Origin of the sequence: Streptomyces sp. NPDC048111, assembly GCF_043202815.1 — a bacterium.
GTDB lineage: Bacteria > Actinomycetota > Actinomycetes > Streptomycetales > Streptomycetaceae > Streptomyces.
In genome coordinates, this window is sequence record NZ_JBIDBD010000008.1 from 60,249 (window position 1) to 84,918 (window position 24,670).

Annotated in this window: 17 protein-coding genes and 1 pseudogene; 12 read left to right on the forward strand and 6 right to left on the reverse strand. The window is 73.6% G+C overall.

The genetic code is table 11. The features are described from left to right. Positions 1-22 precede the first annotated feature (22 nt). Both ACGF3I_RS16290 and fxsT read left to right on the forward strand, forming a co-directional pair. On the forward strand, positions 23-1,336 hold the full coding sequence (locus ACGF3I_RS16290) for a TIR-like protein FxsC (RefSeq protein WP_393132396.1): 1,314 nt from the start codon (positions 23-25) through the stop codon (positions 1,334-1,336). Continuing rightward, positions 1,320-5,243, forward strand: coding sequence for an FxSxx-COOH system tetratricopeptide repeat protein (gene fxsT, locus ACGF3I_RS16295; RefSeq protein WP_393132398.1), 3,924 nt, complete (start codon positions 1,320-1,322; stop codon positions 5,241-5,243). The genes ACGF3I_RS16290 and fxsT overlap by 17 nt, the downstream gene beginning before the upstream one ends. Before the next feature lie 93 nt (positions 5,244-5,336). Here the strand turns inward: fxsT and ACGF3I_RS16300 are convergent, their stop codons facing one another. Beyond that, the gene (locus tag ACGF3I_RS16300) at positions 5,337-6,203 is read right to left on the reverse strand and encodes an alpha/beta fold hydrolase (RefSeq protein WP_393132400.1); all 867 of its coding nucleotides are present in this window, start codon (positions 6,201-6,203) and stop codon (positions 5,337-5,339) included. 159 nt (positions 6,204-6,362) lie between these two features. Here ACGF3I_RS16300 and ACGF3I_RS16305 point away from each other — a divergent pair, with 159 nt between their 5' ends. Next, complete coding sequence (locus ACGF3I_RS16305; protein WP_393132402.1) at positions 6,363-7,235, forward strand: slipin family protein; 873 nt, start codon at positions 6,363-6,365, stop codon at positions 7,233-7,235. 215 nt (positions 7,236-7,450) lie between these two features. Beyond that, on the forward strand, positions 7,451-10,054 hold the full coding sequence (adhE, locus tag ACGF3I_RS16310; RefSeq protein ID WP_393132404.1) for a bifunctional acetaldehyde-CoA/alcohol dehydrogenase: 2,604 nt from the start codon (positions 7,451-7,453) through the stop codon (positions 10,052-10,054). Positions 10,055-10,108: 54 nt separating this feature from the next. On the opposite strand, the gene ACGF3I_RS16315 is transcribed toward adhE, so the two are convergent. Further along, positions 10,109-11,137, reverse strand: a complete 1,029-nt coding sequence (locus ACGF3I_RS16315) for a DUF3533 domain-containing protein (protein ID WP_393132406.1) — start codon at positions 11,135-11,137, stop codon at positions 10,109-10,111. Between the two features lie 160 nt (positions 11,138-11,297). On the opposite strand from ACGF3I_RS16315, the gene ACGF3I_RS16320 reads away from it, so the two are divergent. The 3 genes from ACGF3I_RS16320 to ACGF3I_RS16330 all read left to right on the forward strand — a co-directional run bounded on the left by ACGF3I_RS16320 (position 11,298) and on the right by ACGF3I_RS16330 (position 16,670). Further along, positions 11,298-12,086, forward strand: a complete 789-nt coding sequence (locus ACGF3I_RS16320; protein ID WP_393132408.1) for a VOC family protein — start codon at positions 11,298-11,300, stop codon at positions 12,084-12,086. A 121-nt stretch (positions 12,087-12,207) separates the two neighbouring features. Continuing rightward, positions 12,208-15,705, forward strand: a complete 3,498-nt coding sequence (locus ACGF3I_RS16325) for a DNA polymerase III subunit alpha (RefSeq protein ID WP_393132410.1) — start codon at positions 12,208-12,210, stop codon at positions 15,703-15,705. Then, a complete protein-coding gene (locus ACGF3I_RS16330) occupies positions 15,702-16,670 on the forward strand; it encodes a hypothetical protein (RefSeq protein WP_393132412.1) in 969 nt (322 codons plus the stop codon). The genes ACGF3I_RS16325 and ACGF3I_RS16330 overlap by 4 nt, the downstream gene beginning before the upstream one ends. A gap of 22 nt (positions 16,671-16,692) precedes the next feature. Here ACGF3I_RS16330 and ACGF3I_RS16335 read toward each other — a convergent pair whose 3' ends face one another. Continuing rightward, positions 16,693-17,358: a hypothetical protein gene (locus ACGF3I_RS16335; RefSeq protein WP_393132413.1), complete on the reverse strand. Its 666-nt coding sequence runs from the start codon at positions 17,356-17,358 to the stop codon at positions 16,693-16,695. Positions 17,359-17,646: 288 nt separating this feature from the next. Between ACGF3I_RS16335 and ACGF3I_RS16340 the strand changes: the two genes are divergently transcribed. Further along, positions 17,647-18,507 carry an esterase/lipase family protein gene (locus ACGF3I_RS16340; protein ID WP_393132415.1) on the forward strand — a complete coding sequence of 287 codons (861 nt, stop codon included), beginning with the start codon at positions 17,647-17,649 and terminating at the stop codon, positions 18,505-18,507. 76 nt (positions 18,508-18,583) lie between these two features. On the opposite strand, the gene ACGF3I_RS16345 is transcribed toward ACGF3I_RS16340, so the two are convergent. Then, positions 18,584-19,639, reverse strand: a complete 1,056-nt coding sequence (locus ACGF3I_RS16345) for a lytic polysaccharide monooxygenase (RefSeq protein WP_393132417.1) — start codon at positions 19,637-19,639, stop codon at positions 18,584-18,586. A gap of 202 nt (positions 19,640-19,841) precedes the next feature. Here ACGF3I_RS16345 and ACGF3I_RS16350 point away from each other — a divergent pair, with 202 nt between their 5' ends. Together ACGF3I_RS16350 and ACGF3I_RS16355 are read left to right on the forward strand one after the other, a co-directional pair. Next, positions 19,842-20,318: a GNAT family N-acetyltransferase gene (locus ACGF3I_RS16350; protein ID WP_393132419.1), complete on the forward strand. Its 477-nt coding sequence runs from the start codon at positions 19,842-19,844 to the stop codon at positions 20,316-20,318. A 77-nt stretch (positions 20,319-20,395) separates the two neighbouring features. Next, positions 20,396-20,974: pseudogene (locus tag ACGF3I_RS16355) on the forward strand (class I SAM-dependent methyltransferase); the annotation flags it as partial. A 17-nt stretch (positions 20,975-20,991) separates the two neighbouring features. Here the strand turns inward: ACGF3I_RS16355 and ACGF3I_RS16360 are convergent. After that, complete coding sequence (locus tag ACGF3I_RS16360) at positions 20,992-21,492, reverse strand: DUF402 domain-containing protein (RefSeq protein WP_393132421.1); 501 nt, start codon at positions 21,490-21,492, stop codon at positions 20,992-20,994. Between the two features lie 171 nt (positions 21,493-21,663). Here ACGF3I_RS16360 and ACGF3I_RS16365 point away from each other — a divergent pair, with 171 nt between their 5' ends. Beyond that, entirely contained in the window at positions 21,664-22,038 is a 375-nt protein-coding gene (locus tag ACGF3I_RS16365) for a GntR family transcriptional regulator (RefSeq protein WP_393132423.1), read from the forward strand. Positions 22,039-22,047: 9 nt separating this feature from the next. On the opposite strand, the gene ACGF3I_RS16370 is transcribed toward ACGF3I_RS16365, so the two are convergent. Next, entirely contained in the window at positions 22,048-23,142 is a 1,095-nt protein-coding gene (locus ACGF3I_RS16370) for a DUF5925 domain-containing protein (RefSeq protein ID WP_393132425.1), read from the reverse strand. A 128-nt stretch (positions 23,143-23,270) separates the two neighbouring features. Between ACGF3I_RS16370 and ACGF3I_RS16375 the strand changes: the two genes are divergently transcribed. Then, positions 23,271-24,659, forward strand: coding sequence for a xylan 1,4-beta-xylosidase (locus ACGF3I_RS16375; RefSeq protein WP_393132427.1), 1,389 nt, complete (start codon positions 23,271-23,273; stop codon positions 24,657-24,659). Positions 24,660-24,670: the final 11 nt, after the last annotated feature.

A 24,670-nucleotide genomic window follows, 5' to 3' on the forward strand; every position in this document is an offset into this window, starting at 1 on the left:
CCGCGAAAGGCGGTGAGCGCGTGTGAACGACGGGCCGTACTTCTTCCTCAGCCACGCCCCCGCAGTCCGCGGCGCGGGCGGCGGACCCGACCCGGACATGTGGGTGGCCCGGCTCTTCGACGACCTGTGCCACGACGTGGCCGCGCTGACCGCGCTGCCCGCGGGCGCGCGCTGCGGCTTCATGGACCGCGGGCCGCGCCCCGGCGCCGGCTGGTCCGACGAGCTGCGCGACAGCCTCGCCTCCTGCCAGGTGTTCGTGCCGCTGTTCTCGCCCCGCTACTTCGCGAGCGAGCTGTGCGGCAAGCAGTGGTACGCCTTCGCCCAGCGCGCCATCCACCACCGCGCGGCCACCGGCCGGCCCGCCGAGGCCATCGTGCCCGCCCTGTGGGTCCCCGTACCGGAACGCCAACTGCCGCACGCGGCGGCGCAGTTGGCGCTCGGCGCGGACGGGCCGGGGGAGCGGTACGCCACGGACGGACTCTACGGCCTCATCAAACTCCGGCTGCTCGCCGACGAGTACCGCCGGGCCGTCCACCACCTCGCCCGGCACATCGTCGGCGCCGCCCGCGCCACCCGCCTGGGCCCCGGACGCCCGCCCGACCACCGCACCCTGCCCAGCGCGTTCGGCGCCGCCCCCGGCCCCCGGCCGCTGCGGGTCACCGTCGCCGCCCCCACCCGCGACGCGCTGCCCGAGGGCCGCGACGGCGCCTACTACGGCGCGAGCCCGCTCGACTGGAACCCCTACCACCCGGACACCCGGCGCCCGCTGGCCCTGGTCGCCGAGGACATCGCCGGTTCGCTCAACTACCGGCCCACCCTCGCCTCCTTCGACGAGGAGCACCCCCCGGGCGGCCCGGCGGATTCCGTGCCGCGCCCCGAGATCCTGCTCGTCGACCGCTGGGCGCTCCAGGACGAGGACCGCCGCGCCCGCCTCGCGGCCCTGGACGCCGCCGACCGGCCCTGGATCAGCGTGGTCGTGCCGTGGAACCGCGACGATCCGCAGAGCAGTGCCGCGACCCGGGAGCTCACCGCCCGCGCGGAGGCTACGCTGCCGTTCAGAACGAGCCACGGACGGCCCGCCTGCCGGGCCGCGGCCCAGGGCGTGGAATCCCTCGACGCCTTCGAGGAACTGCTGCCGCAGGTGGTCGAGGCGGCAGCCCAGCAATATCTGAGACACGCTCCGGCCCATCCCCCAACGGGCCGCGCGACCGGCGGCCGGCCGCGTCTGACCGGCCCGATGGGCCCGACACCCGGCCCGTACCACCGCACCGCACCACCGCGCCCCGCGCCCGACGGGGCACCCGATGGGGAGGACACGGATGACAGCCAGCCGTGACGGACGTGTCGTCACGTTCTACTCGTACAAGGGCGGCACCGGGCGGACCATGGCCCTGGCCAACACCGCCCTCATCCTCGCCGCGAACGGCAAGCGGGTCCTCGCGGTGGACTGGGACCTGGAGGCTCCCGGACTGCACCGCTTCTTCCACCCCTTCCTCGACCCCGCGACCCTCGGCGCCACCACCGGCGTCATCGACCTGATCACCGACTTCGCCTGGGCCGCCACCAGCCCCGAGGAGCGCGACGCGGACTGGCACGTGGGCTATGCCCGCCTCCAGCCGCACGCCGTCTCCCTCATGCCGGAGAACCTCGGCTGGCGCTTCCCCGACGGCGGCACCCTCGACTTCGTGTCGGCGGGCCTGCAGAACCGCGACTACTCCGCGACGGTCTCCGGCTTCGACTGGGACAACTTCTACGACCGGCTCGGCGGCGGCCTCTTCTTCGACGCCCTCAAGGCCGACATGAAGGCGCACTACGACTACGTCCTGATCGACAGCCGCACGGGCCTGAGCGACGTCGCCGACATCTGCACCGTCCACCTCCCCGACGTCCTGGTCGACTGCTTCACCCTCAGCGACCAGTCCATCGACGGCGCGGCCTCCGTCGCCCGCCAGATCACCGAGCGCTACGGCACCCGCAACATCCGGGTACTGCCGGTGCCGATGCGGATCGACGAGGGCGAGAAGGAGAAGGCGGACGCCGGACGGGCCCTGGCCCGGCTCAAGTTCGACGGCTTCCCCGCCGGGCTCGCGGGCGACCGGCTCGCCCAGTACTGGGGCTCGGTGGAGATCCCCTACCGCCCGTACTACGCCTACGAGGAGTCGCTCGCCGCCTTCGGCGACGAGGCCGGGCTCTCCAACTCGCTGCTCTCCGCCTTCGAACGGCTCACCTCGGTGATCACCGCGGGCGAGGTCACCTCGATGCCGGGCGTCGGCGACGAGGCCAGGCTGCGCATCAAGGAGGCATTCACCCGCCGCCGCCCCACCCTGCCCGTCGACGTGCACCTCTCGTACGCCGCCGAGAACCGCATGTGGGCCGACTGGATCGAGGCGGTGCTCGGCCGGGCCGGCTTCCGGGTGCTGCCGCGCGACGTCCTGGACCCGGCGCCCGCCCGCCCCGAGCCCGCCGCCGACAGCAGCCGCACCGTGGTGCTGCTGTCGGCCGCCTACCTCAAGTCGGCCCGGGCGATGGACATCTGGCAGCGCGCCGCCGCCGCCGACCCGAGCGGGCTGCGCCGCACCATGCTCTCGGTCCGGGTCGACGACGTCCGCCTGCCGGGCGCCTACCTGGACCGCAACCCGGTGGACCTGTTCCGGCTCGACGAGGCGCACGCCGCGGACGCCCTGCTGCGCGCCCTCGACCGGCCGGGCCAGGGCGGCGGCCAGAGCGAGGGCCCGCGCTTCCCCGGCACCGTGCCGCGGATCTGGAACGCGCCGCCGCGCAACCCCGAGTTCACCGGACGCTCGCAGGCCCTTGAGCGGATGCGCGACCAGCTCGGCAGCGGGCTCGCCGTCGTCCTGCCGCAGCCCCAGACCCTCTACGGGCTCGGGGGCGTCGGCAAGACCCAGGTCGCGCTCGAATACGCGCACCGCTTCATGGCGGACTACGACCTGGTCTGGTGGATCAACTGCGCCCGCACCAGCGACGTGGCCGCGGGCCTCGCCGAACTCGGCGGCCTGCTCGGCGGCCAGGGCGGCGACGACATCGGGCTCGCCTGCCGCGAGGCCATCGACCTGCTGCGGCGCGGCGTGCCCACCGACCGCTGGCTGCTCGTCTTCGACAACGCCGACGACCCCGAGCAGCTGAGACGGTTCATCCCGTCCGGCGGCCCCGGCCACACCCTGGTGACCTCGCGCAACCAGGCCTGGTCGCAGTACGGGGGCGCGCTGGCCGTCGACGTGTTCCGGCGCGACGAGTCCGTCGAGCACCTCAGGCGCCGGGCGCCCGGCCTGTCCGCCGACGAGGCCGACCAGGTCGCGGGCGCGCTCGGCGACCTGCCGCTGGCCGTCGAACAGGCCGCCGCCTGGATCGCCGAGACCGCGACCCCGGTCGCCGACTACCTGGACCAACTGGCGGGCCAGACCGCCCGGGTGCTCTCGCTCAACCAGCCCGTCGGCTACCCCGAACCGGTCGCCGCCACCTGGAACGTCTCCATCGAACTCCTCAAGCGGCGGTCACCGGCGGCGGTGCGCCTGCTCCAGCTGTGCGCCTTCTTCGCACCCGAGCCGATCTGGGCGGGCCTGCTCTACGGCAAGGAGATGATCGACGCGCTCAAGGCGTACGACCCCTCCCTCCAGGAGAAGCTGGTGCTCGGCCGGATCATCCGCGAGATCGGCCGGTTCGCGCTCGCCAAGGTGGACCCGGTCGAGGGCACCATCCAGGTGCACCGCCTCGTCCAGGCCGTGGTCCGCTCGCAGCTGACCGAACAGGAGCGCCACGAGGCGCAGCACACCGTCCACCGGATCCTGGCCGGCGCCCGCCCCGACGCCGAGGAGCCGATCGACGACCCGGACACCTGGCCGCGGTTCGCCGGCATCTGGCCGCACCTCGGCCCCTCCGAGGCGCCGCTGTGCACCGAGCCCGAGCCGCGCCGGCTGCTCATCGACCGGATGCGCTACCTGTGGAAGCGCGGTGAGTTCGGCGCGGCCGCGGCGCTCGGCGAGGAGCTGCGCGTGCTGTGGCGCGAGCAGCTGGGCTGCGACGACATCCAGTACCTGTACCTGCGCTTCCACATCTCCAACGTCCACCGCTCGCAAGGGCGTTACCTGGAGGCGCTCGAACTGGACGAGGAGACCCTCGCCCGCCAGCGCGAGACGCTCGGCGCCACGCATCCGCACACCTACATGACCACCAGCGCGCTGGCGATGGACCTGGGGGAGCTCGGCCGGTACGCGCAGGCCGTCGAGCTGGCGACCGAGGCCTACGAGGGGTTCCGGACGATCTTCGACGAGTCCCACCCCAGGACGCTCGCCGCGGCCAACAACCTGGCGCTCGCCCGCCGCATGACGGGCTGGTACGCCGGGGCCAGGGAGCTCGACCAGGACGTGTACGACCGGCGCACCGAGGTGCTCGGACCGGAACACCCCTACACCCTGTCCTCGGCGATGTGCCTGGCCCGCGACCTGCGCGAGATCGGCCGCTACGAGGACTCGGTGGCCCTGCTCTCCCGCACGTACGCGATCTTCAAGGACCGGCTCGGGGTCTCCTTCCCGGGCACGCTCGTCGCCGCCAAGAGCCTGTCGGTGGCGCTGCGCAGGAGCGGCCGCTTCGAGGACGCCCGGCGCCTGACCCTGTCGGCCCGCGCCCGCTACCGGGCCAAGTACACCTCGGTCAACCCGGACTCGCTGGCCTGCGAACTCAACGTGGCCGCCGACCTGTTCGCGGCGGGCGAGCACACGGCGGCCCGCGACACCGCCCAGGACGCCGTCGCGGAGTACGGCAAGAACCCCGGCCCCGGCCATCCCTACACCCTGGCCGCGCTGAACAACCTCGGCGTCTACCAGTGGGGCTGCGGGGAGTTCGAGGCCGCCGAGGCGGTGCTGGCCGGCGTGATCCCGGCCATGGGCGAGGCCCTGGGCCCCGGGCATCCGCACAGCCTGTTCGCCGCGGTCAACCTCGGCAATGTGAAGGCGGCCCGGGGCGAGCTGCACGACGCCCTGGACCTGGAGCGGGCGGCGGTCGCGGGCCTGGCCAAGGCGCTGGGCCGCCACCACCCCGAACGCCTCGCGTGCTCGGCGAACCTGGCCCTGACGCTGGACGCCCTCGGGCGCCGCGAGGAGGCGTACCGGCTGCGCTCGGAGGCGGTCCTGGAACTGTCCCGGCTGCTCGGCGAGGACCATGTCCTGGTCCGTTCGGTGCGTGAACTGCGGCGCGTGCACCGGGACTTGGAGCCGCTCGCGGTCTGAGGCGGCCCGGTCCGGGCGGCGTGGTGCGAGGTGGCGCGGTGCGGGGTGGCGCAGGGGCGGCGGTGCGGGCCCCGGCCCGCGCCGCCGCGGCCCTCACTCCTCGACGAGCCAGCGCAGCACCCCGGGCAGCGCGTGCAGGGCGTCGAAGTGCGCGGCGGCCGGTTCCAGGACGGCCCGCACGCCCGGGATGCGCCCGGCGAGCCAGTGGTAGTGGCCGACGGGCGAGAACACGTCCTGCTCGCCGTGCCACAGCAGTACGTCACCGGTGATGGCGGCCGGGTCGAAGTCCCACGGGTGGCAGAAGGCGAGCGCGTCGTCGATCCAGCCGTACGCCGAAGTCCGCAGCGCCTCCTGGTAGTTGCGCAGCAGCATCGAGCGGACCCCGGCGTCCTTGACCACCAGACGGTCGGCCTCGGTGAGCTCCTTGCGCAGGTCGTCCAGGAGCCGCACCGGGTTCTCGCGGATGCGCGCCGAGCGCGCGACGAAGCGTGCGGCCAGCTCCTCCGGGTCGGCCACCCCCGTGGTGTAGGCGAGCACGTTGGAGGCGGCCATGCCCTCGAACCAGTCGAGGCCCTCGGCGTCCGGGGGCGCGAGCGTGACCAGGGCGGCGGCCCGGGTGACCCGGCCGGGCAGCAGCGCGGCACAGGCCAGGGCGTGCGGGGCGCCGCCGGAGCGGCCCACGACCGCGAAGCGCCCGAAGCCGTAGTGGTCCGCTATCGCCTCCACGTCCCGCGCGGCATCGGCGACCCGCCGGCCCGCCAGGCGGTCGGATCCGCCGTAGCCGGGCCGGTCGTAGGCGATGACCTGGATCCTGCGGTGGTAGAGCACCATGGCGCGCGGCGCGGGGCCGAGCCGGCTGCCGGGGGTGCCGTGCAGCAGGAACACCGGGCTGCCCGACGGGTCGCCGAACTGTTCCACCGCGAGCATCCGGCCGTCGGCCGCGCGCACCCTGTCCCGCACCGTGGCCCCCTCACCGGTCAGGGAACTGACCGCGCTCCAGCCCGTCCGTCCGGCCGCAGCCTACTCGCGGCCCGACGAGTGGCGGCGGGGGTCTCCCTCTGGAGGGGCCGCGGAGTTACCGTCGAGGTACACGTCCGATCCGGACCCTTGGGGGCCGTCATGGTCGAGGCACTGGTGGCGGCGGGGATCGCCGCCGGATCCGCCGGCGTCGTCTACGTTCTGGCGGCGGCGCGGGTGGTCAAGCAGTACGAGCGCGGGGTGGTGTTCCGGCTCGGCCGCCTGAGGGACTCGGTGCGCGAGCCGGGCCTGACGATGATCCTTCCCTTCGTCGACCGGCTGCGGAAGGTGAACATGCAGATCGTGACGATGCCGGTGCCCGCGCAGGACGGCATCACGCGGGACAACGTCACGGTCCGGGTGGACGCGGTGATCTACTTCAAGGTGATCGACCCGGCGGACGCGGTCATCCAGGTCGAGGACTACCAGTTCGCGGTCTCGCAGATGGCGCAGACCTCACTGCGCTCGATCATCGGCAAGAGCGATCTGGACGACCTGCTGTCGAACCGCGAGAAGCTCAACCAGGGCCTTGAGCTGATGATCGACAGTCCGGCCATCGGGTGGGGCGTGCAGATCGACCGCGTCGAGATCAAGGACGTGTCACTGCCGGAGACGATGAAGCGCTCGATGGCCCGCCAGGCCGAGGCCGACCGCGAGCGCCGGGCCCGGGTCATCAACGCCGACGCCGAGCTCCAGGCGTCCCGCAAGCTGGCCGAGGCGGCGGGGGTGATGTCCGAGCAGCCGGCCGCGCTCCAGCTGAGGCTGCTCCAGACGGTGGTGGCGGTGGCCGCCGAGAAGAACTCGACGCTGGTCCTGCCGTTCCCGGTGGAACTCCTGCGCTTCCTGGAGCGTGCGCAGCCCTCGCCGGGGGCGGCGGAGGCCCCTCCCGCGCAGGTCACTCCTGCGCAGACCCCTCCCGCATCGGCCCCGGCCGCACAGACCCCGGATGCGCAGCTCCCTCCGGAAAACTTGTGAAAGTTTTCACAAGTGCGCAGGGGTATTAAGTCCTCCTGGGTTCATGCAGGTCAGAGGCGCTATTCAGAGTGACGCCCGGTCACCTGTCGGGACGTTCGGCCTGCGGGAAAGGGGCTTTGTCGGGTCCACGGGCGCGATGCGCGGATGTCGAATGGAGACATCGGAACGGCATCGCGAAACGCGCAGTGCCCGTGCTCGACGGAAGGAGTTCCGCCATGGAGGCCACAAACGCCGAGGCCATGGTCGACACCCTCGTACGGGGCGCCCTGGAGGCGCTCGACCGGTTCGGGTCGTTCACCCAGGAGCAGGTCGACCACATCGTCCGGAAGGCCTCCCTCGCGGCCCTGGGCGAGCACGGGGAACTGGCCCGGCTCGCCGTCGAGGAGACCGGGCGCGGCCTGTTCGAGGACAAGGCCGTCAAGAACCTCTTCGCCTGCGAACACGTCGTCAACTCCCTGCGCGGCCTGAAGACCGCGGGCGTCATCGCCCGCGACGAGCTGAACGGCATCACCGAGATCGCCGAGCCGGTCGGCGTCGTCTGCGCGATGACCCCGGTCACCAACCCGACCTCGACGACGGTCTTCAAGGCGCTGATCGCCCTGAAGACCCGCAACCCGATCGTCTTCGCCTTCCACCCCTCGGCGCAGAACTGCTCGGCCGCCGCCGCCCGGGTGGTGCGCGACGCCGCGATCGAGGCCGGGGCGCCCGAGGGCTGTGTGCAGTGGATCGAGAGCCCGTCGATGGAGGCCACCCGCCTCCTGATGCACCACGAGGGCGTCTCCACCATCCTCGCCACCGGCGGCAACGCGATGGTCAGGGCCGCCTACTCGTGCGGCAAGCCCGCCCTCGGCGTCGGCGCGGGCAACGTCCCCGCCTATGTCACCCGCAGCGCCCGGCTCGGCCGTGCCGTGCACGACATCGTGCTCTCCAAGTCCTTCGACCACGGCATGATCTGCGCCTCCGAGCAGGCCGTCGTCCTCGACGACGCGGTGTACGAGCGGGGCCTCGCCGAGTTCGAGCGGCTCGGCGCGTACGTCCTGAGCGCGGCCGAGAAGACCAAGCTGGAGGAGTTCGTCTTCGGCACCACCGCCTTCGCGAGCACCTGCGCGGGCGCCCGGCTGAACGCCGACGTGGTCGGCCGGTCCGCGCGGTGGATCGCCGAACAGGCCGGCTTCGAGGTGCCCGAGGACACCTCGGTGCTGATCGCCGAGTGCGCGGAGGTCGGCGAGGGCGAGCCGCTCACCCGCGAGAAGCTGTCCCCGGTGCTCGCCGCGCTCAGGGCCCGCTCCACCGAAAACGGGCTCCAACTCTGCGCCGCCATGGTCGAGTTCGACGGCCTCGGCCACAGCGCGGCCATCCACACCGAGGACGAGGAGCTCGCCGAGGAGTTCGGCCGGCGCGTCAAGGCGGTCCGCGTGATCGTGAACGCGCCGTCCACCTTCGGCGGCATCGGCGACGTCTACAACGCCTTCCTGCCCTCCCTGACCCTCGGCTGCGGCTCCTACGGACACAACTCGGTGTCCGGCAACGTCTCGGCGGTCAACCTGCTCAACATCAAGCGGATCGGACGGCGCAACACCAACATGCAGTGGTTCAAGGTCCCGCCGAAGATCTACTTCGAGCGCAACTCCCTGCGCCACCTGGGGGAGATGGACGGCCTGGAGCGGGTCAGCCTCGTCACCGACAGGACGATGGGCAGGCTCGGCTTCGTCCAGAAGGTCACCGCCATCCTCCAGGCCCGCTCCCACCCGGTCGCCCTCCAGGTCATCGACGACGTCGAGCCCAACCCGGAGCTGGCCACGGTCAGGGCCGGAGCCGCGCTGATGCGCGACTTCCGGCCGGACACGATCATCGCGCTCGGCGGCGGCTCGGCCATGGACGCGGCCAAGATCATGTGGCTGATGTACGAGCACCCCGAGGTCGAGTTCGCGGACACGAAGGAGAAGTTCTTCGACATCCGCAAGCGCGCCTACACCTTCCCCGCGCTCGGCGGGAAGGCCCGGCTGGTCGCGGTCCCGACCACCTCGGGAACGGGCAGCGAGGTGACCCCGTTCGCGGTCATCTCCGATCCGGAGGCCGCCCGGAAGTACGCGCTCGCCGACTACGCGCTGACCCCGCACGTCGCGATCGTCGACCCGGTGCTCCCGCTGCACCTGCCGCCCACCGTGACCGCCGACTCCGGCTTCGACGCCCTGACCCACGCCACCGAGGCGTACGTCTCGGTCTACGCCAACGACTACACCGACGGGCTCTGCCTCCAGGCCATCCGGCTGATCTTCGAGAACCTGGAGAGCTGTGTGGTGAACGGGGCGGCCGACCCGGAGGCCCGCGAGAAGATGCACAACGCCTCCACGGTGGCGGGCATGGCCTTCGCCAACGCCTTCCTCGGCCTGGTGCACGCCATGGCCCACACCCTCGGCAACACCTTCCACGTGGCCCACGGGCGCGCCAACGCGCTGCTCCTGCCGCATGTGATCCGGCACAACGGCACGGTCACCGGCAAGGCGACCCCGTGGCCGAAGGCCGAGGTCTACCGGGCCCCTGAGCGCTTCCAGGAGATCGCGAGGACGCTGGGCCTGCCGGCCGCCACCCCCGAGGAGGGCGTCGAGTCCTACGCGCGGGCCGTCGAGGACCTGCGCGCCCGGTGCGGCATCCCGGCCTCCTTCCAGGAGGAGGGCGTGGACGAGGCCGCCTTCACCGAGGCGCTGCCCGTCCAGGCGATGAACGCCTACGCCGACCAGTGCGCCCCCGCCAACCCGCGGATGCCGATGATCGACGACCTGAAGGCGCTCATGACGCGGGCGTACTACGGCGGGTAGCCCGCCGGGCCCCGGGCCGCCCCGTTCGGGCCGGCCCGCGGCGGCGGGCAACGCTCACACGCCGACCGGCCGCTCGGCGCGGTCGCGGTCGTGGTCGCGCTTGAGCCCGGCCAGGACGAGCGTGATGACGGCGCCGGCCACCGCCCAGACCGAGAGCACCAGGAGCGGACCGGTGACCGCCTCGCCCCTGAAGTACGCGATGGACCGGGCCGTCCACGTGCCGGCGCCGGGCGGCAGACCGGGGCCGATGGTCCGCCAGAACGGCGGCAGCAGCGGATACGGGTAGGCGCCGCCCGCGCTCGGGTTGCCGAGCACGACGATGACCAGGATCGCCAGGCCGATGCCGACGACACCGGCCAGCCCCTGGAAGGCCAGGGTGGTGGCCCCGACCGCGAACACCACCAGCGCCCCGAGCCCGGCGAGGCCGAGGTAGCTGCCGGGCAGCGCGTCGAGCACCGGCCCGATGATGAGCGAGCCGAGCAGCCCCGCCGCGACGGAGTACACCGCGAGCACCGCGAGCCGGATCAGCGCGCGATGGGTGTTGGCGGGCCGGGCGCCCGCGCTGATCGCCAGGATCGCGGCACAGAGATAGCCGCCCACGCACCAGCCGACGACGAGGTAGAACGCGGACAGCGTGCGGGAGTCGCCCGCGGCCGCGGGGGCGACGTCGACCACCTGCACGGTGCGCTGCTGCGCCTTCTCGGCCGCGGTCGCGATCTCCTCCACCGCCTGCGCGAGCGAGGCGCCGCCGCCGCTCGCCACGAGCAGCCGGTCGGTGGTGCCGCGCGGGTCGACGATCAGCGCCCCGTCGATGCTGCGGTCGCGCAGCTGCCGGGTGGCGTCGGCCGCGTCCTTGGCCGTCGTCACGTCCAGCGGATCGCCGGGCAGTGAGCCGAGGCGCTGGGTGAGCTCTCCGCTGATCTGCGCGGGCGCGACCACGGCGAAGGAGATGTCCTTCGGCTTCGGGTGGTGGAAGGCGCCGGCGTAGGACGCGATGAAGGCGACCATCAGCCCCAGTACGCCGATGACCAGCAGGGCGGCCCGCACGGTGACGGCGTTCTTCACCTCGTCGACGAAAGTCATGCCCCCACGCTCTGCCGGGCGGTCCCTTCACGCAGTCGGTGCGGGGCCGAATGGCGGACATGACGTGTCCGGCTGTCGGGGCGGGGCGCGCGCTGCCACGCTGGGAGCAGGCCCGGCGGCGTCGCCCCGGGCGGCAGACGCACGCGACGGGAGCACCTCCATGCTGACCTCCACACAGGTACCGGGCGGCCTGACCTGGCTCGACCTCGGCACCCCCGACATCGACGCGGCCGCCGCCTTCTACGGCGGCCTGTTCGGCTGGCACTTCCGGTCGGCGGGGCCCGAGGCCGGGGGCTACGGCTTCTTCCAGCAGGACGGCAGGACCGTGGCCGCCGCCGGCCCGCTGACCGAGGAGGGCGCGCGCTCGGCCTGGACGGTGTACTTCCGCACGGTGGACGCCGACGCCACCGCCAAGGCGGTCGAGCAGGCGGGCGGCACCGTGCGCGTCCCGCCGTCGGACGTCTTCACCGCGGGCCGGATGGCCGGCTTCACCGACCCGGCGGGCGCCGAGTTCGCGGTGTGGCAGCCCCGGGACACCGATGGGCTCGAACGCGTCAACGACCCCGGCAGCGTCAGCTGGATCGAGCTGTACACCACCGACGCCGAGGCGGCGAAGGCGTTCTACCGGACCGTTCTGTCGTGGGAGACCCGTGACATGCCCATGGGAGGCGGCGTCGAGTACACCATCGCCGGGCCCGCCGGCGGCGGCGAGCGGACCATGCACGGCGGCATCATGCAGCTGCCGCAGGGGCACCAGGACGCGGGCTCCACCTCCGAATGGCACCCCTACATCGAGGTCGAGGACTGCGACGCCGCTGCCGCCACCGCCCAGGGGCTCGGCGCGACCCTGATCATCGCGCCCATGGACACCCCGGGAGCGGGCCGGATCGCGATGCTGCTCGACCCGTTCGGCGCCCCGTTCGCGGTGATCACCAGCGATCCGTCCTGAGCCCTCGCACCTCTGCCGGGGACCGTCCGACAGGTATTCGAACAGGTGTGTCGCACGTGCGTTCGAACTGGTCTATGGTGGAAGGGAGGGGGAGGTGAGAACGGATCGGTAGGAGGTGCGGATGCCCGGGTTCACGCATCTGCACACCGTTTCGGGCCACTCCCTGCGCTACGGGGCCTCCCACCCGGAACGGCTGGCCGAGCGCGCCGCCGACCGCGGCATGGACGCCCTCGCCCTGACCGACCGGGACACCCTCGCGGGCACGGTCCGCTTCGCCAAGGCCTGCGCCAAGGCGGGGATCCGCCCGCTGTTCGGAGCCGAACTCGCGGTGCCCGAACACCTCGTGGGCACCCGCGCCGCCCGCACCCACACCCCGCGCACCCCCGTGCGCGGCGGCGCCTTCGTCGACGAGTCCGCGCCCCGGGTCACCTTCCTGGCCCGCGACGGTGCCGCCGGCTGGGCCGAGCTCTGCCGCCTGGTCGGCGCCGCGCACACCGCCGCCGGCCGCCCGCTCCTGTCCCAGGGCGACCTGCCCGCCCAGGGGCTCACCGTGCTGCTCGGCCCGGCTTCCGAGATCGGCCGCGCGCTGAGCGCGGGCCGCCCCGACCGGGCCGCCCGCCTGCTCGCGCCCTGGCGGGAGATCTACGGTGACGCGCTGCGCCTCGAAGCCGTCCACCACGGGCTCCGGGGGACCGGGCCCGGATCGCTGCGGCTCGCCGCGCGCACCGTCGGCTTCGCCGCCGAACAGGGCGTCCGCGCGGTCCTCACCAACGCCGCGCGCTACGCCGACCCCGGACAGGGGCCGGTCGCCGACGTGCTGGACGCCGCGCGGCGCCTGGAGCCGGTGCGTCCGCCGTTCGACAGCGGCGAGCGCTGGCTCAAGGACGCGGACGCCATGTTCAAGATCGCCGAACGGGTCGCCGAGGCGGCCGGCTGGCGGCGCGACGTCGCCCACCGCCTCCTGGCCATGACCGAGGAGACCGCCGCCGAGTGCCTCGTCGACCCCCAGGACGACCTCGGCATCAAGACCTTCGCCCACTTCCCCGAGCCGCACCTGGTCGGCGCGGCCGACCGCACCCCGCAGCGCGTCCTCGCCTCGCGGGCCGCCGCCGGCATGGTGCTGCGCGGCTACGGCGGCCGGCGCGCGTACTGGGAGCGGATGCACCACGAGCTGGACATCATCGCGCACTGGGGATTCGCCTCGTACTTCCTCACCGTCGCCCAAGTCGTGGACGACGTACGGGAGATGGGCATCCGGGTCGCGGCGCGCGGCTCCGGCGCGGGCTCGCTCGTCAACCACCTCCTCGGCATCGCCCACGCCGACCCCGTCGAGAACGGGCTCCTGATGGAGCGCTTCCTGTCCAAGCAGCGGCCGGTGCTGCCCGACATCGACATCGACGTGGAGTCCGCCCGCCGGCTCGACGTCTACCGCGCGATCATCGACCGCTTCGGCACCGAGCGGGTGGCCGCCGTGGCCATGCCCGAGACCTACCGGGTGCGGCACGCCATCCGGGACGTGGGCGCCGCCCTGTCCATGGACCCGGCGGTGATCGACAAGATCGCCAAGTCCTTCCCCCACATCCGGGCCCGCGACGCCCGCACCGCCCTGAAGGAACTGCCCGAACTGCGGTCCCTGGCAGGGGAGATGGACAAGTACGGCAAGCTCTGGGAACTCGTCGAGGCGCTGGACGCCCTGCCGCGCGGCATCGCCATGCACCCCTGCGGCGTGCTCCTCTCGGACGCCTCACTGCTGCGCCGCACCCCCGTGGTGCCCACCAGCGGCGAGATCCCGCTGGGCCCCGGGGAGCGGGGGAGCGCCCCCTTCCCCATGTCCCAGTTCGACAAGGAGGACGTGGAGGACCTCGGCCTGCTCAAGCTGGACGTCCTCGGCGTGCGGATGCAGTCCGCGATGGCCCACGCGGTCGCCGAGATCGGCCGGGCCACCGGCGAGGAACTCGACCTCGACGACCCGGCGCAGGTCCCGCCGGGCGACCCGAAGACCTACCGGCTCATCAAGTCCACCGAGACGCTGGGCTGCTTCCAGATCGAGTCGCCGGGCCAGCGCGATCTGGTCGGACGGCTCCAGCCGTCGACCTTCCACGACCTGGTCGTCGACATCTCGCTGTTCCGGCCGGGCCCGGTCGCGGCCGACATGGTGCGCCCCTTCATCGAGGCCCGGCACGGCCGGGCCCCGGCCCGCTTCCCGCACCCCGACCTGGCCGACGCGCTGCGCGACACCTACGGGGTGGTCGTCTTCCACGAGCAGATCATCGAGATGGTGAACGTCATGACCGGCTGCGGCCGGGGCGAGGCCGACCGGGTGCGCCGCGGGCTCTCCGACCCGCAGGTGCAGGCCCGCATCAAGGTCTGGTTCGCCCAGCGCGCCGAGGAGCGCGGCTACGCGCCCGAGGTGGTCGCCCGCACCTGGGAGATCGTCGAGGCCTTCGGGTCGTACGGCTTCTGCAAGGCGCACGCCGTCGCGTTCGCCGTGCCCACCTACCAGTCGGCCTGGCTCAAGGCGCACCACCCGGCCGCCTTCTACGCCGGGCTGCTCACCCACGATCCCGGGATGTACCCCAAGCGCCTGCTGCTCGCGGACGCCCGCCGGCGCGGGGTGCCGATCCTGCCGGTGGACGTGAACCGGTCCTCGGCCGCCCATGCAATCGAACTGGTGTCCGGTACCTGGGGGGTGCGGCTCGCGCTCTGCGACGTCCACGGCATCAGCGAGGCCGAGAGCGCCCGCATCGAGGCCGGCCGGCCCTATGCGTCCCTGCGCGACTTCTGGCAACGGGCCAGGCCCAGCCGCCCGGTCGCCGAACGCCTCGCCCGGATCGGCGCGCTCGACGCGTTCGGCGCCAACCGGCGCGACCTGCTGCTCCACCTGTCCGAACTCCACGGCGCCCGCCGCGCTCCGGGCGGTCAACTCCCGCTGGACGGCGGCGCGTTGACGGCCGGCGCCGGGCTGCCCGACCTGGACGAGGCGGAGCGGCTCAGCGCCGAGCTCGGCGTCCTCGGCATGGACACCTCCCGCCATCTGATGCAGGACCACACCGCCTTCCTGAACGAGCTCGGCGTCGTCTCCGCCAAGCGGCTGCGCGACGCCGAGCACGGGCAGACCGTCCTGGTGGCGGGCGCCAAGGCCGCCACCCAGACCCCGCCGATCCGCTCCGGCAGGCGGGTCGTCTTCAGCACCCTGGACGACGGCACCGGCCTGGTCGACCTGGCCTTCTTCGACGACAGCCACGACGCCTGCGCCTACACCGTCTTCCACTCCTGGCTCCTGCTCGTACGGGGCGTGGTGCAGCGGCGCGGCCCCCGCAGCCTCAGCGTGGTGGGAGCCCGCGCCTGGGACCTCGCCGAACTCGTCGAGCTGCGCCGCGCCGGCGGCCTCGACGCGGTCTCGGCCCGCCTCGCGGCGCCGCCCGAGCCCCCCGCCCCCGCCGACGCGGAGCGGGCCACCCCCGACGCGCCCGCACCGCCCGGCCCCGCCGGCGCCGAGCGTCGCATCCACCTGTCCACCGGCTACGAACTGAACCCCTGGGCCGACCTGCGACCGGCAGGTGAACAGGCCGCCACCGGGCGGAAGTTGTGGCATTCGAGCCCGGGGAGCGCCGGATGATCCTCTGCGCACGCTTCGACCTCACGGACGCGGGTGCCGCGCTTCCCGCGCTGACCGCCCTGGCCGAAGGGCTCACCCCGGTCGTCCAGGCGCTGCCGCCCGACGGCCTCCTCGCCGACCTCGGCGGCGCCGAGAAGTACTTCGGCCAGGACGCCGGTCAGCTCGCCGCCGTCCTGCGCGTCCGCGCCCTCGCCCACCTCGGCCTGGACTGCGCCATCGGGCTCGCCCCCAACCCGATGCTGGCCAGGATGGCCGCGCGGGACGCCCGGGCCGGCACGACCCGCACGGTGCGCCCCGAGGAGGTGGACCGCTTCCTCGCCGCGCTGCCGGTCCGCGCCCTCGACGGCGTCGGCCGCACCACCGCCCGCGGCCTGTGCGCGTACGGACTCGACACCGCGGGCCGCCTCGCCGCGGCTCCCTCCGGCACCGTCCAGCGGATCCTCGGCGCCCGGCAGGGCCGCGAACTCCAGGAGCGGGCCCGCGGCATCGACCGCACCCCGGTGGTCCCGAACGCCTCCGCCCGCTCCCTCGGGGCCGAACGCTCCTTCCCCCGCGACGAGTTGGACCCGGTGCACCACCGCAGGGCCCTGCTGTCCCTGGCCGAGGAGCTGGGCGTCCGGCTGCGCGGCGCCGACCAGGTGTGCCGCTCCCTCGCCCTCACCGTCCGCTATGCCGACCGGTCCACCACCACCCGTACCCGCACCCTGCGCGAGCCCTCGGCCCACTCGCCCGCCCTCACGGACCTGGCCTACGCCCTGCACGCCGCGCTCGGCCTGCAACGGGCCAGGGTCCGCGGCATCTCGCTGCGGGCCGAGGGGCTCATGGACGCCGAACACGCCGCCCACCAGCTGACGTTCGCCCCCGAGGACGAACGGGCCCGCCGCATCGAGGCGGTGGCCGACCGGGCCCGCGCCAAGTTCGGCCCCCGGGCCGTCGTCCCCGGCTCCCTGTCGGACGCGGCCTGACCGCGGGGCCCCGGGGCCGGCGTCAGGAGGCCAGCCGCTTCCTGACGTCCGCCGCCCCGGGGCCGGCGTCACCGGCCGGAACCTTCCACCGGGTCTCCTCGCCGGTGGCGTCCGTGTATACGAGCGTGCCGCCCGCCCCGGCCTGCGCCGGTGTCAGGTCGAAGACCTCGGAGCGCAGCTGGGACGTCCCGGGCTCGATCCGGCCGGCCCCGTCGTACCCGGCCACCGAGACCTGGTGCGCGGCGCCGTTGCCCTCGGCGACGCTCTGCCCGTCGGGGCAGAGCCAACGCCAGCCCCCCTTGGCCCCGTTGGCGCCGGCGGGCTCCTCGTCGGCCGCGTTCGACGTCAGCGAGGCGTCCTTGGTGGTGATGACGGCGAAGGTGCCGAACCGCGACACCGTTGACTTCGCCGTGCGGGCGTGGACGACGGTGGTCGGGGTGATCTCCAGGATGCCGACGAGCCCGGCCCCGACGGTGCGCGACGGCGTGCCGAGCGGCTGCGCGGCCGGTCCGGCCCCGCTCCCCGGGGCGGCCGAGCCGCTCCCCGGCGTGGCGGTGGAGGCGGGCGCCGTGGCGGACGGTCGGGCGGTGCCGCCCCCGCCCGGGCCGCAGGCGGTCAGGGCGAGGCAGGCGGTGGCGGCGACGGCGACGGCGACGGCGACGGCGGAGCTGAGCGGATTCTTGCGCATGGTTCCCCCCAAGGCGATGGCACTCGCCGTGAACGTACCGCGACGAAGGGGGCACTCGGCGTGAAGTGACAGGACTGGGACGAACGGCCGCCGTGCCGGGGCACCGTGCGCACTCCCGTGCTTGCTCCAGGAGTTTTTACTGACGCGTAACTTCACTCCTCGGCTACCCGTGCGTAATTTGGCGTGAGCACGCCCCGTACACACCCAGTACGGCACCCCTCACTTGTGGTCCGGGCCGCAGGGCGAATCCCCCATCGCAACTCCCTTGAGCCGCAAGGAGATCACCCGATGCTGCCCTGGAAACGTGTGCTCAGACCCCTGTCCGCGCTGCTGCTCGCCGCGGCGGCCGCGCTCGCCCCGGCCACCGCCGCGCACGCCCGGTCCGCGCCGAGCAGCGGCTGGAACGACTACACCTGCAAGCCCTCCGCCGCCCACCCCCGCCCCGTCGTCCTGGTGCACGGCACCTTCGGCAACGGCACCGACAACTGGCTGGCCCTCGCGCCGTACCTGGCCGACCGCGGGTACTGCGTCTTCTCCCTCGACTACGGCCAACTCCCCGGCGTCCCCCTCTTCGACGGCCTCGGCCCCATCGACAAGTCGGCGGCCCAGCTCGCCGCCTTCACCGACAAGGTCCTCGCCGCGACCGGCGCCTCCAAGGCCGACCTGGTCGGACACTCGCAGGGCGGCATGATGCCGCGCTGGTACCTGAAGTTCCTCGGCGGCGCCGCCAAGGTCAACGCGCTCGTCGGCATCGCCCCCGACAACCACGGCACCACCCTCGACGGGCTGACCCGGCTCCTGCCGTACTTCCCCGGCGCCCAGGACCTGCTCACGCTCGCCACCCCCGGCCTCGCCGACCAGATCGCCGGATCGCCCTTCATCACCAGGCTGAACCAGGGCGGCGACACCGTCCCCGGCGTGCACTACACCGTCATCGCGTCCCAGTACGACGAGGTGGTCACCCCCTACCGCTCGCAGTTCCTCGACGGCCCCGACGTGCACAACGTCCTCATCCAGGACAAGTGCGCGCTCGACCTCTCCGAGCACGTGGCGATCGGTCTCACCGACCGCGTCGCCTACCACGAGGTGGCCAACGCGCTGGACCCGGCGCACGCCACCCCCACCACCTGCGCCTCCGTCATCGGCTGACCCGGCCGAGGCGGCCCATGAGCAAGTGCCCCCTCCCGGCAGCCGGGAGGGGGCACTTTGCTCGTGCGGCGTACGGTCAGCGGCCGTGCCGTCCGGCCGTCGCGGCCTTGCGGCGCAGGGTGGAGAACAGCGCCACCGCGCCGAGGGCGATCGCCCCGGCGCCGCCGATCGCGAGGTACGGGGTGGTGCTGTCGCCCCCGGTCTCCGCGAGGTTCTGCGTGCCGCCCGCGGCGCCGCTCGTGCCGACCGGGGTGGCCGCCGCGTCGCCGTTCGGGCGCGGTTCGTTGCCGGCGGGCTCGTCCTGCGCCGCCGGGGCGGCGTCCGGCCGGGTGCCCGGGGTCGCGGCGCCGCCGTGGTGGTGCTGGACCGTCGACTTGGCGGCGCCGTCCGCGATCTCCTGCTCGGTGGGCGCGGACGCCGCCGGCGCGGGCGCGCCGCCCGCCGAGCCGCTGCCACTGTCCTTGCCGAACACCACGTCGGAGCAGGTGTAGAACGCCTCGGGGCTGTCCGAGCGCTGCCAGATCGAGTAGATGAGGTGGCGCCCCGAGCGGGCCGGGATCTTCCCCTCGAAGACGTAGTCGCCGCCCTGCATCGGCGGGTCGGTCACCTTGAGGAACGGCGTCGCCTCCAGGTCGGACCACTTGAGCGGCTTCGACGGGTCGTAGCCGTCCTTGGTGACGTACAGCTCGAACGAGCCCTTGTGCGGAGCCGTCCCCTTGTAGCGGAAGGTGTGGGAGCCCGCGGTGAGCCGGGTGGCCGGCCAGTCCGCGCGCGGCAGGTCGAGGCCCTTGTACTTGGCGTTGCCGCCGCTGCACAGCTCGCCGTCCGGGATGATCTCCTTCGACCTGCCCGCCGCGTTCGCCATGTTCACCGCGTTCCAGTCGTAGAAGGCCTGCGCGCCGCTCGCCGCGACGGCCGCCTTGCACGCCGCGGACTTCGGGCTCTCGGGACCCTCCGCGTAACAGGCCGAGACCCGGCTCACCGGATCCGTCATGGAACCGTGGGCCGCGGCCGGCCCGGCCGCGAGACCCGTCAGGGCCAGCGGCACGAAGCCGACGGCGGCCACGACGGCGGCCCTGCGCCGACGGGGTCCCCGGTGCTCGAACGCGGTGGAGAGCGGGGGGAAGGTCATCGTGGGGTACTCCTTCGGTGGTGCACGGGCGTGGGGCGTGGGGGTTCATGACCGCCGGATATCCCGTCCGGCGCTCCTGACGCTAGCCCCCGAAAACCGTGAAATCCCCTGCTGGGAGCGGGTGATGGCGATCTTTATGGTGCGGTTAAGGACGTACTCAGAAGCGATTAAGAACGGCCCCCGCGCGACGTACCGTGTCCCCATGAACGAGGAGATCCGGCTCGCGGACGCCGACGACGTACCGCGCGTGCGCGAGGTGACCGACGCCGCCTACCGGCCCTACATCGAGCGCATCGGCGTGGTGCCCGTCCCGATGGAGGCCGACCACGCGGCCGATGTCGCGGCGGGGCACGTCTTCGTCGCCGGTGACCCCGTCGTCGGGGTGCTCGTCCTCGTCGCCGGGAGCGACCACCTCTTCCTCGACTCCATCGCCGTTCACCCGGACGTCCGGGGCACGGGCCTCGGCGGACGCCTGCTGCGTTTCGTGGACGAGCACGCCCGCTCGCTCGGCCTGCCCGAAGTGCGGCTCTACACCAACGCGTTGATGTGGGAGAACCAGCGGATCTATCCGCGGTACGGATACGAGCTGGTCGAACGGCGCGTGGACGGCCCCTACGACCGCCTGCACTACCGCAAGGTGCTCGCGCCGCCCGCCGGGCGAGCCCCGGGCCTGACCTGAGCGCCGGGCCTGACCTGGGCCCCGGGCCTGACCTGAGCGCCGGGCCGGTTGTCAGTGCTGCCTGGCACGATCGGGGCATGGACGACGACACCACCATCGACTGGGACGCCCAGGCCGACACCTTCGACCAGGACGCCGACCACGGGCTGCTCGACCCGGTGGTGCGCGCGGCCTGGGACGAGTACCTCGCGCGCTGGCTTCCCGCGCGGGCCGGCGATGTGCTCGACCTGGGCTGCGGCACCGGAAGCCTCTCGCTGCTCGCCGCCGGGCGGGGCCACCGCGTCACGGCGGTCGACCTGTCGCCCCGGATGGCCGAGCGCGCCCGCGCCAAGCTGGCCGGCACCGGCGCCGAGGTGCTGCTGGGGGACGCGGCGCGCCCGCCCGTCGGGGGCCGCGCCTTCGACGTGATCCTGGCCCGCCATGTGGTGTGGGCCCTGCCCGACCCCGAGTCGGCGCTGCGCCACTGGTGGTCGCTGCTGCGCCCCGGCGGCCGGCTGGTCCTGGTCGAGGGGGTGTGGGGCGAGGCCGGCATACCGGCGGCCCGCCTCGCCGCGGCCCTCGCCGCGCTGCCCGCCGAGCCGCGCTACCAGCGGCTGTCGGGGGACGCCCGGTTGTGGGGGCGCGAGGTGGACGACGAGCGGTACGTGATCGTCGCCACGGGTGCCACGGGTGCCTAGTCGGTCAAGGCGGTGAACCGGCCGGTCTTCGCGCGGAGTTCGAGCTCGTCCAGTGCCGCCACGGCGCGGGCGGCCGCCCCGGGGTCGCTCTCGATGAGCCCGCTCTGCGCGAACTCGTCCTCGTCCAGGCGCAGTACGGCGGCGCCGTCCGCCGACACCCAGAGGTCGAGGTCCAGGTCCTCGGAGATCAGCTCGCCCTGTCCGAGGACCGCGGGCCGGGCGATGTCGCAGTACCAGCCCTTGAGCGCCCCGTCCCCGGCGCGGACCTCCTTCACCGCGTACCAGCGGTCGCGCCAGTAGTGCTCGGTGAACACGTCGCCGGGCTCGAACCGCACGAAGCCGAAGTCACGCACGCCCTCGCCCGCCCAAGGGGCGCGCACGGTCAGCCGGACCCCGTCGTCCGACACCACCGACGCCGGGTACCGCAGCTTCGTACGCCCGGCCTTGACCAGGACGATCTCGATAAGGGTGCCGGCCCCGGCCGAGCTCGCGGGCATGACGTACCTCCGTGGTCCTCGTGGCGGGCCGCGCCCGGGCCGCCGCGATCATGGGCATCGGACGCGCACGCTACGCGGGGCCCCGGGGGCGCCGCCTCCCGATTTCGGGGCGCGCACCCGGACGCCTCCCCGGTGTTCCCGGTGGGCGGCGGCGCGGGGGAGAATCGGCGGGTGACCCTCAAGATCGTGATCGACCAGGGCGCGGCCACCGCGCCGTACGAGCAACTGCGTGCCCAGATCGCCGACCGGGCCCGTTCCGGCAAGCTGCCGGTGGGCCACAAACTGCCGACCGTCCGCGGGCTCGCCGAGGAGCTCGGGCTCGCCGCGAACACGGTGGCCAAGGCCTATCGCGCCCTTGAGGCGGACGGCGTCATCGAGACCCGGGGCCGCAACGGGACGTTCGTCGCCGCCGCGGGCGACGCCTCCGAACGGCTGGCCGCGGCCGCGGCGGCCACCTACGCCGGGGAGGTCCACCGCCTGGGCCTCGGCCGTGACGCCGCCCGCGCCGCGATCGAGGACGCGCTCCGGGCGGCGTACGGCCGGTAGCGGTCCGCCCTACAGGTACAGCCCGGCGTCGGCCCCCGGCCGCTGGTCCGGGACCGAGGCCGGTGAGGTGCCGCGGCGCAGCGCGTACAGCTCGGCCAGGGTCGCCCCGTCGTGGCCCACGCCCTCCTCGGCGCCGAGCCAGCCGACCGCCTCCGTCCGGGTCAGCGGGCCGACCTCGATCCGGGCCAGACAGCGGCCGGGGCGGACCACCGCGGGGTGCAGGCGCTCCAGGTCCTCGTTGGTCGTGACGCCCACCAGGACGTTGCGGCCCTGGCCGAGCAGCCCGTCGGTCAGGTTGAGCAGCCGCGACAGCGCCTGGCCCGCGGTGTGCTTGGCCTCGCCGCGGATCAGCTCGTCGCAGTCCTCCAACAGGAGCAGCCGCCAGCGGCCCTTGGCGTTGCCGTCGTCCTCGCCGATCGCGATGTCCATCAGATAGCCGACGTCGTTGAAGAGCCGCTCCGGGTCGAGCACGCAGTCGACCTGGCACCAGTCGCGCCACGACCGCGCCAGCGTGCGCAGCGCCGAGGTCTTCCCGGTGCCCGGCGGGCCGTGGAGCAGCAGCAGCCGGCCCGCGATGTCGTCCGGGGTCACCTTCATGAGGCGGTCCATGGCATCGGCCACCGGCGCCGTGTAGTTGGGCCGCACCTCGTCCCACGTCCCCGCCGCGATCTGGCGCGTGGTGCGGTGCGGGCCGCGGCGCGGCGACACGTACCAGAACCCCATCGTGACGTTCTCGGGCTGGGGTTCGGGCTCGTCCTCCGCGCCGTCGGTGGCCTGCTTCAGCACCTGCTCGGCCAGCTCCTCGGTGGTGGCGGTGACCGTCACGTCGGCGCCGCGGTTCCAGCGCGAGACGAGCAGCGTCCAGCCCGGGCCCTCGGCGAGCGTCGCGCTGCGGTCGTCGTCGCGGGCGGCGCGCAGCACCTTCGCGGCGGGCGGCAGCAGGGTGAGGCCCTTCTTGACGCGGTCGATGGAGGAGCTGTGCGAGAACGGCTGCTCGCCCGTGGCGAAGCGGCCGAGGAAGAGCGCGTCGACGACGTCGGACGGCGAGTCGCTGTCGTCCATGGTCAGCCGGATCGGCAGCGAGGCCTCTGGGGTTGCGGACATGCGCCCATGATCCGGCACCACGTCCGCACGCGCACGTGTTTTGTCCCGTCGGGGGACCGGGGGGCGTTCCGGCGTTGTTACGGGAAAAGCGGGCGGAACGTCAACTACCGCCCATACGCTGGCTGTTGATGGAACGTCACCGAGGAGTCGCCGTCCGGCACCAGGGGTCACCGGTCACCCGGCCCCGGCGCCGTTCCGCCCGGGCCCTGGCCGCGGCCGTCCTGGTCACGCTCGCCCTGCTCCTCGCCGTCGGCTGCACCGGCGGCCACGACGGCGAGGCGGGCCCCGGCCCGACCGGCCCCAGCAACACCGACCCCGCCCTCGGCTGGGGCTTCACCCACACCCAGTACAGCGCGGACTCCGGCGCCGACGCGGCCGTGACGCGCGCCCGGGCCCTGCTCTCGGCGCAGGGCCTGCCGCAGGACCAGGCGATCATGGGCTGGGGCGCGGGCAACCCCGAACCCTCGCCCGGTCACTACGACTTCTCCGACCTAGACCGCCGCGTGGGCTACATCCGCTCCACGGGCGCCACCCCCGTCATCACCCTGTGCTGCGCGCCGGACTGGATGAAGGGCGGCCGGGCCGGGGCGGGCAGCACGGACTGGAGCGTACGGTCCCTGGAGACGGCCCCCCTGCCCGCCCACTACCAGGACTTCGCGGACCTCGCCGCCAAGGTGGCCCGGCGCTACCCCGACGTGCGGCACTTCATCGTGTGGAACGAGTTCAAGGGGTTCTACGACGACAGCGCCCAGCGCTGGAACTACGAGGGCTACACCCGGCTCTACAACGCGGTGTACACGGCGCTGAAGAAGGTGCGCGAGGACAACCTCGTCGGCGGCCCCTATCTGGCCATGGACAGCTACGGCCCCCAGGACCAGTCCTTCGCCTCCGCGCTCAAAGGCCCCTGGGGCTCGGTGGACCAGCGGGTGCTCGACGCCTTCACGTACTGGAACGAGCACCGCAGGGGCGCCGACTTCGTGGTGGTCGACGGCGCCAGTTTCACCCGCACCGACGAGCTGCTCCCCGACGCCTTCGCCGCGACGGACAAGTTCACCGCGGTCAGCACATGGCTGCGCGAGCGGGCCGGTCTGCCGCTGTGGTGGGCCGAGTACTACGTGGAGCCCCAGGGGTCCGGCTGGAGCGAGCAGCGGCGCGTGGCCACCCAGGCCGCGGGCATGATGGCGCTCGCGCGCGGCGGCGTCGGCACCGCCCTGTACTGGAGCCCCGAGGAGAAGAGCGGCCCCTGCCCCGGCTGTCTGTGGTCACCGACCCAACACGGCGACGGCGGCCGGGAGTTGCCCATGTACACGCTGATCGCGCGGTTCGCCCGGGCGTTCCCGCCCGGCACCCGCTTCACCGATGTCGACATCGCCGCCGCCGACGTGGCGGACGTCCGCGTGCTGGCGAACGCCAAGAACGTTCTCGTCGTCAACACCCTCGACCGTGCCGTCGACGCGACGGTGGACGGCAGGACCCTGTCCATGGACGCCTACGAGGTGCGCTGGCTCACCCGTTGACATGAGGCGCA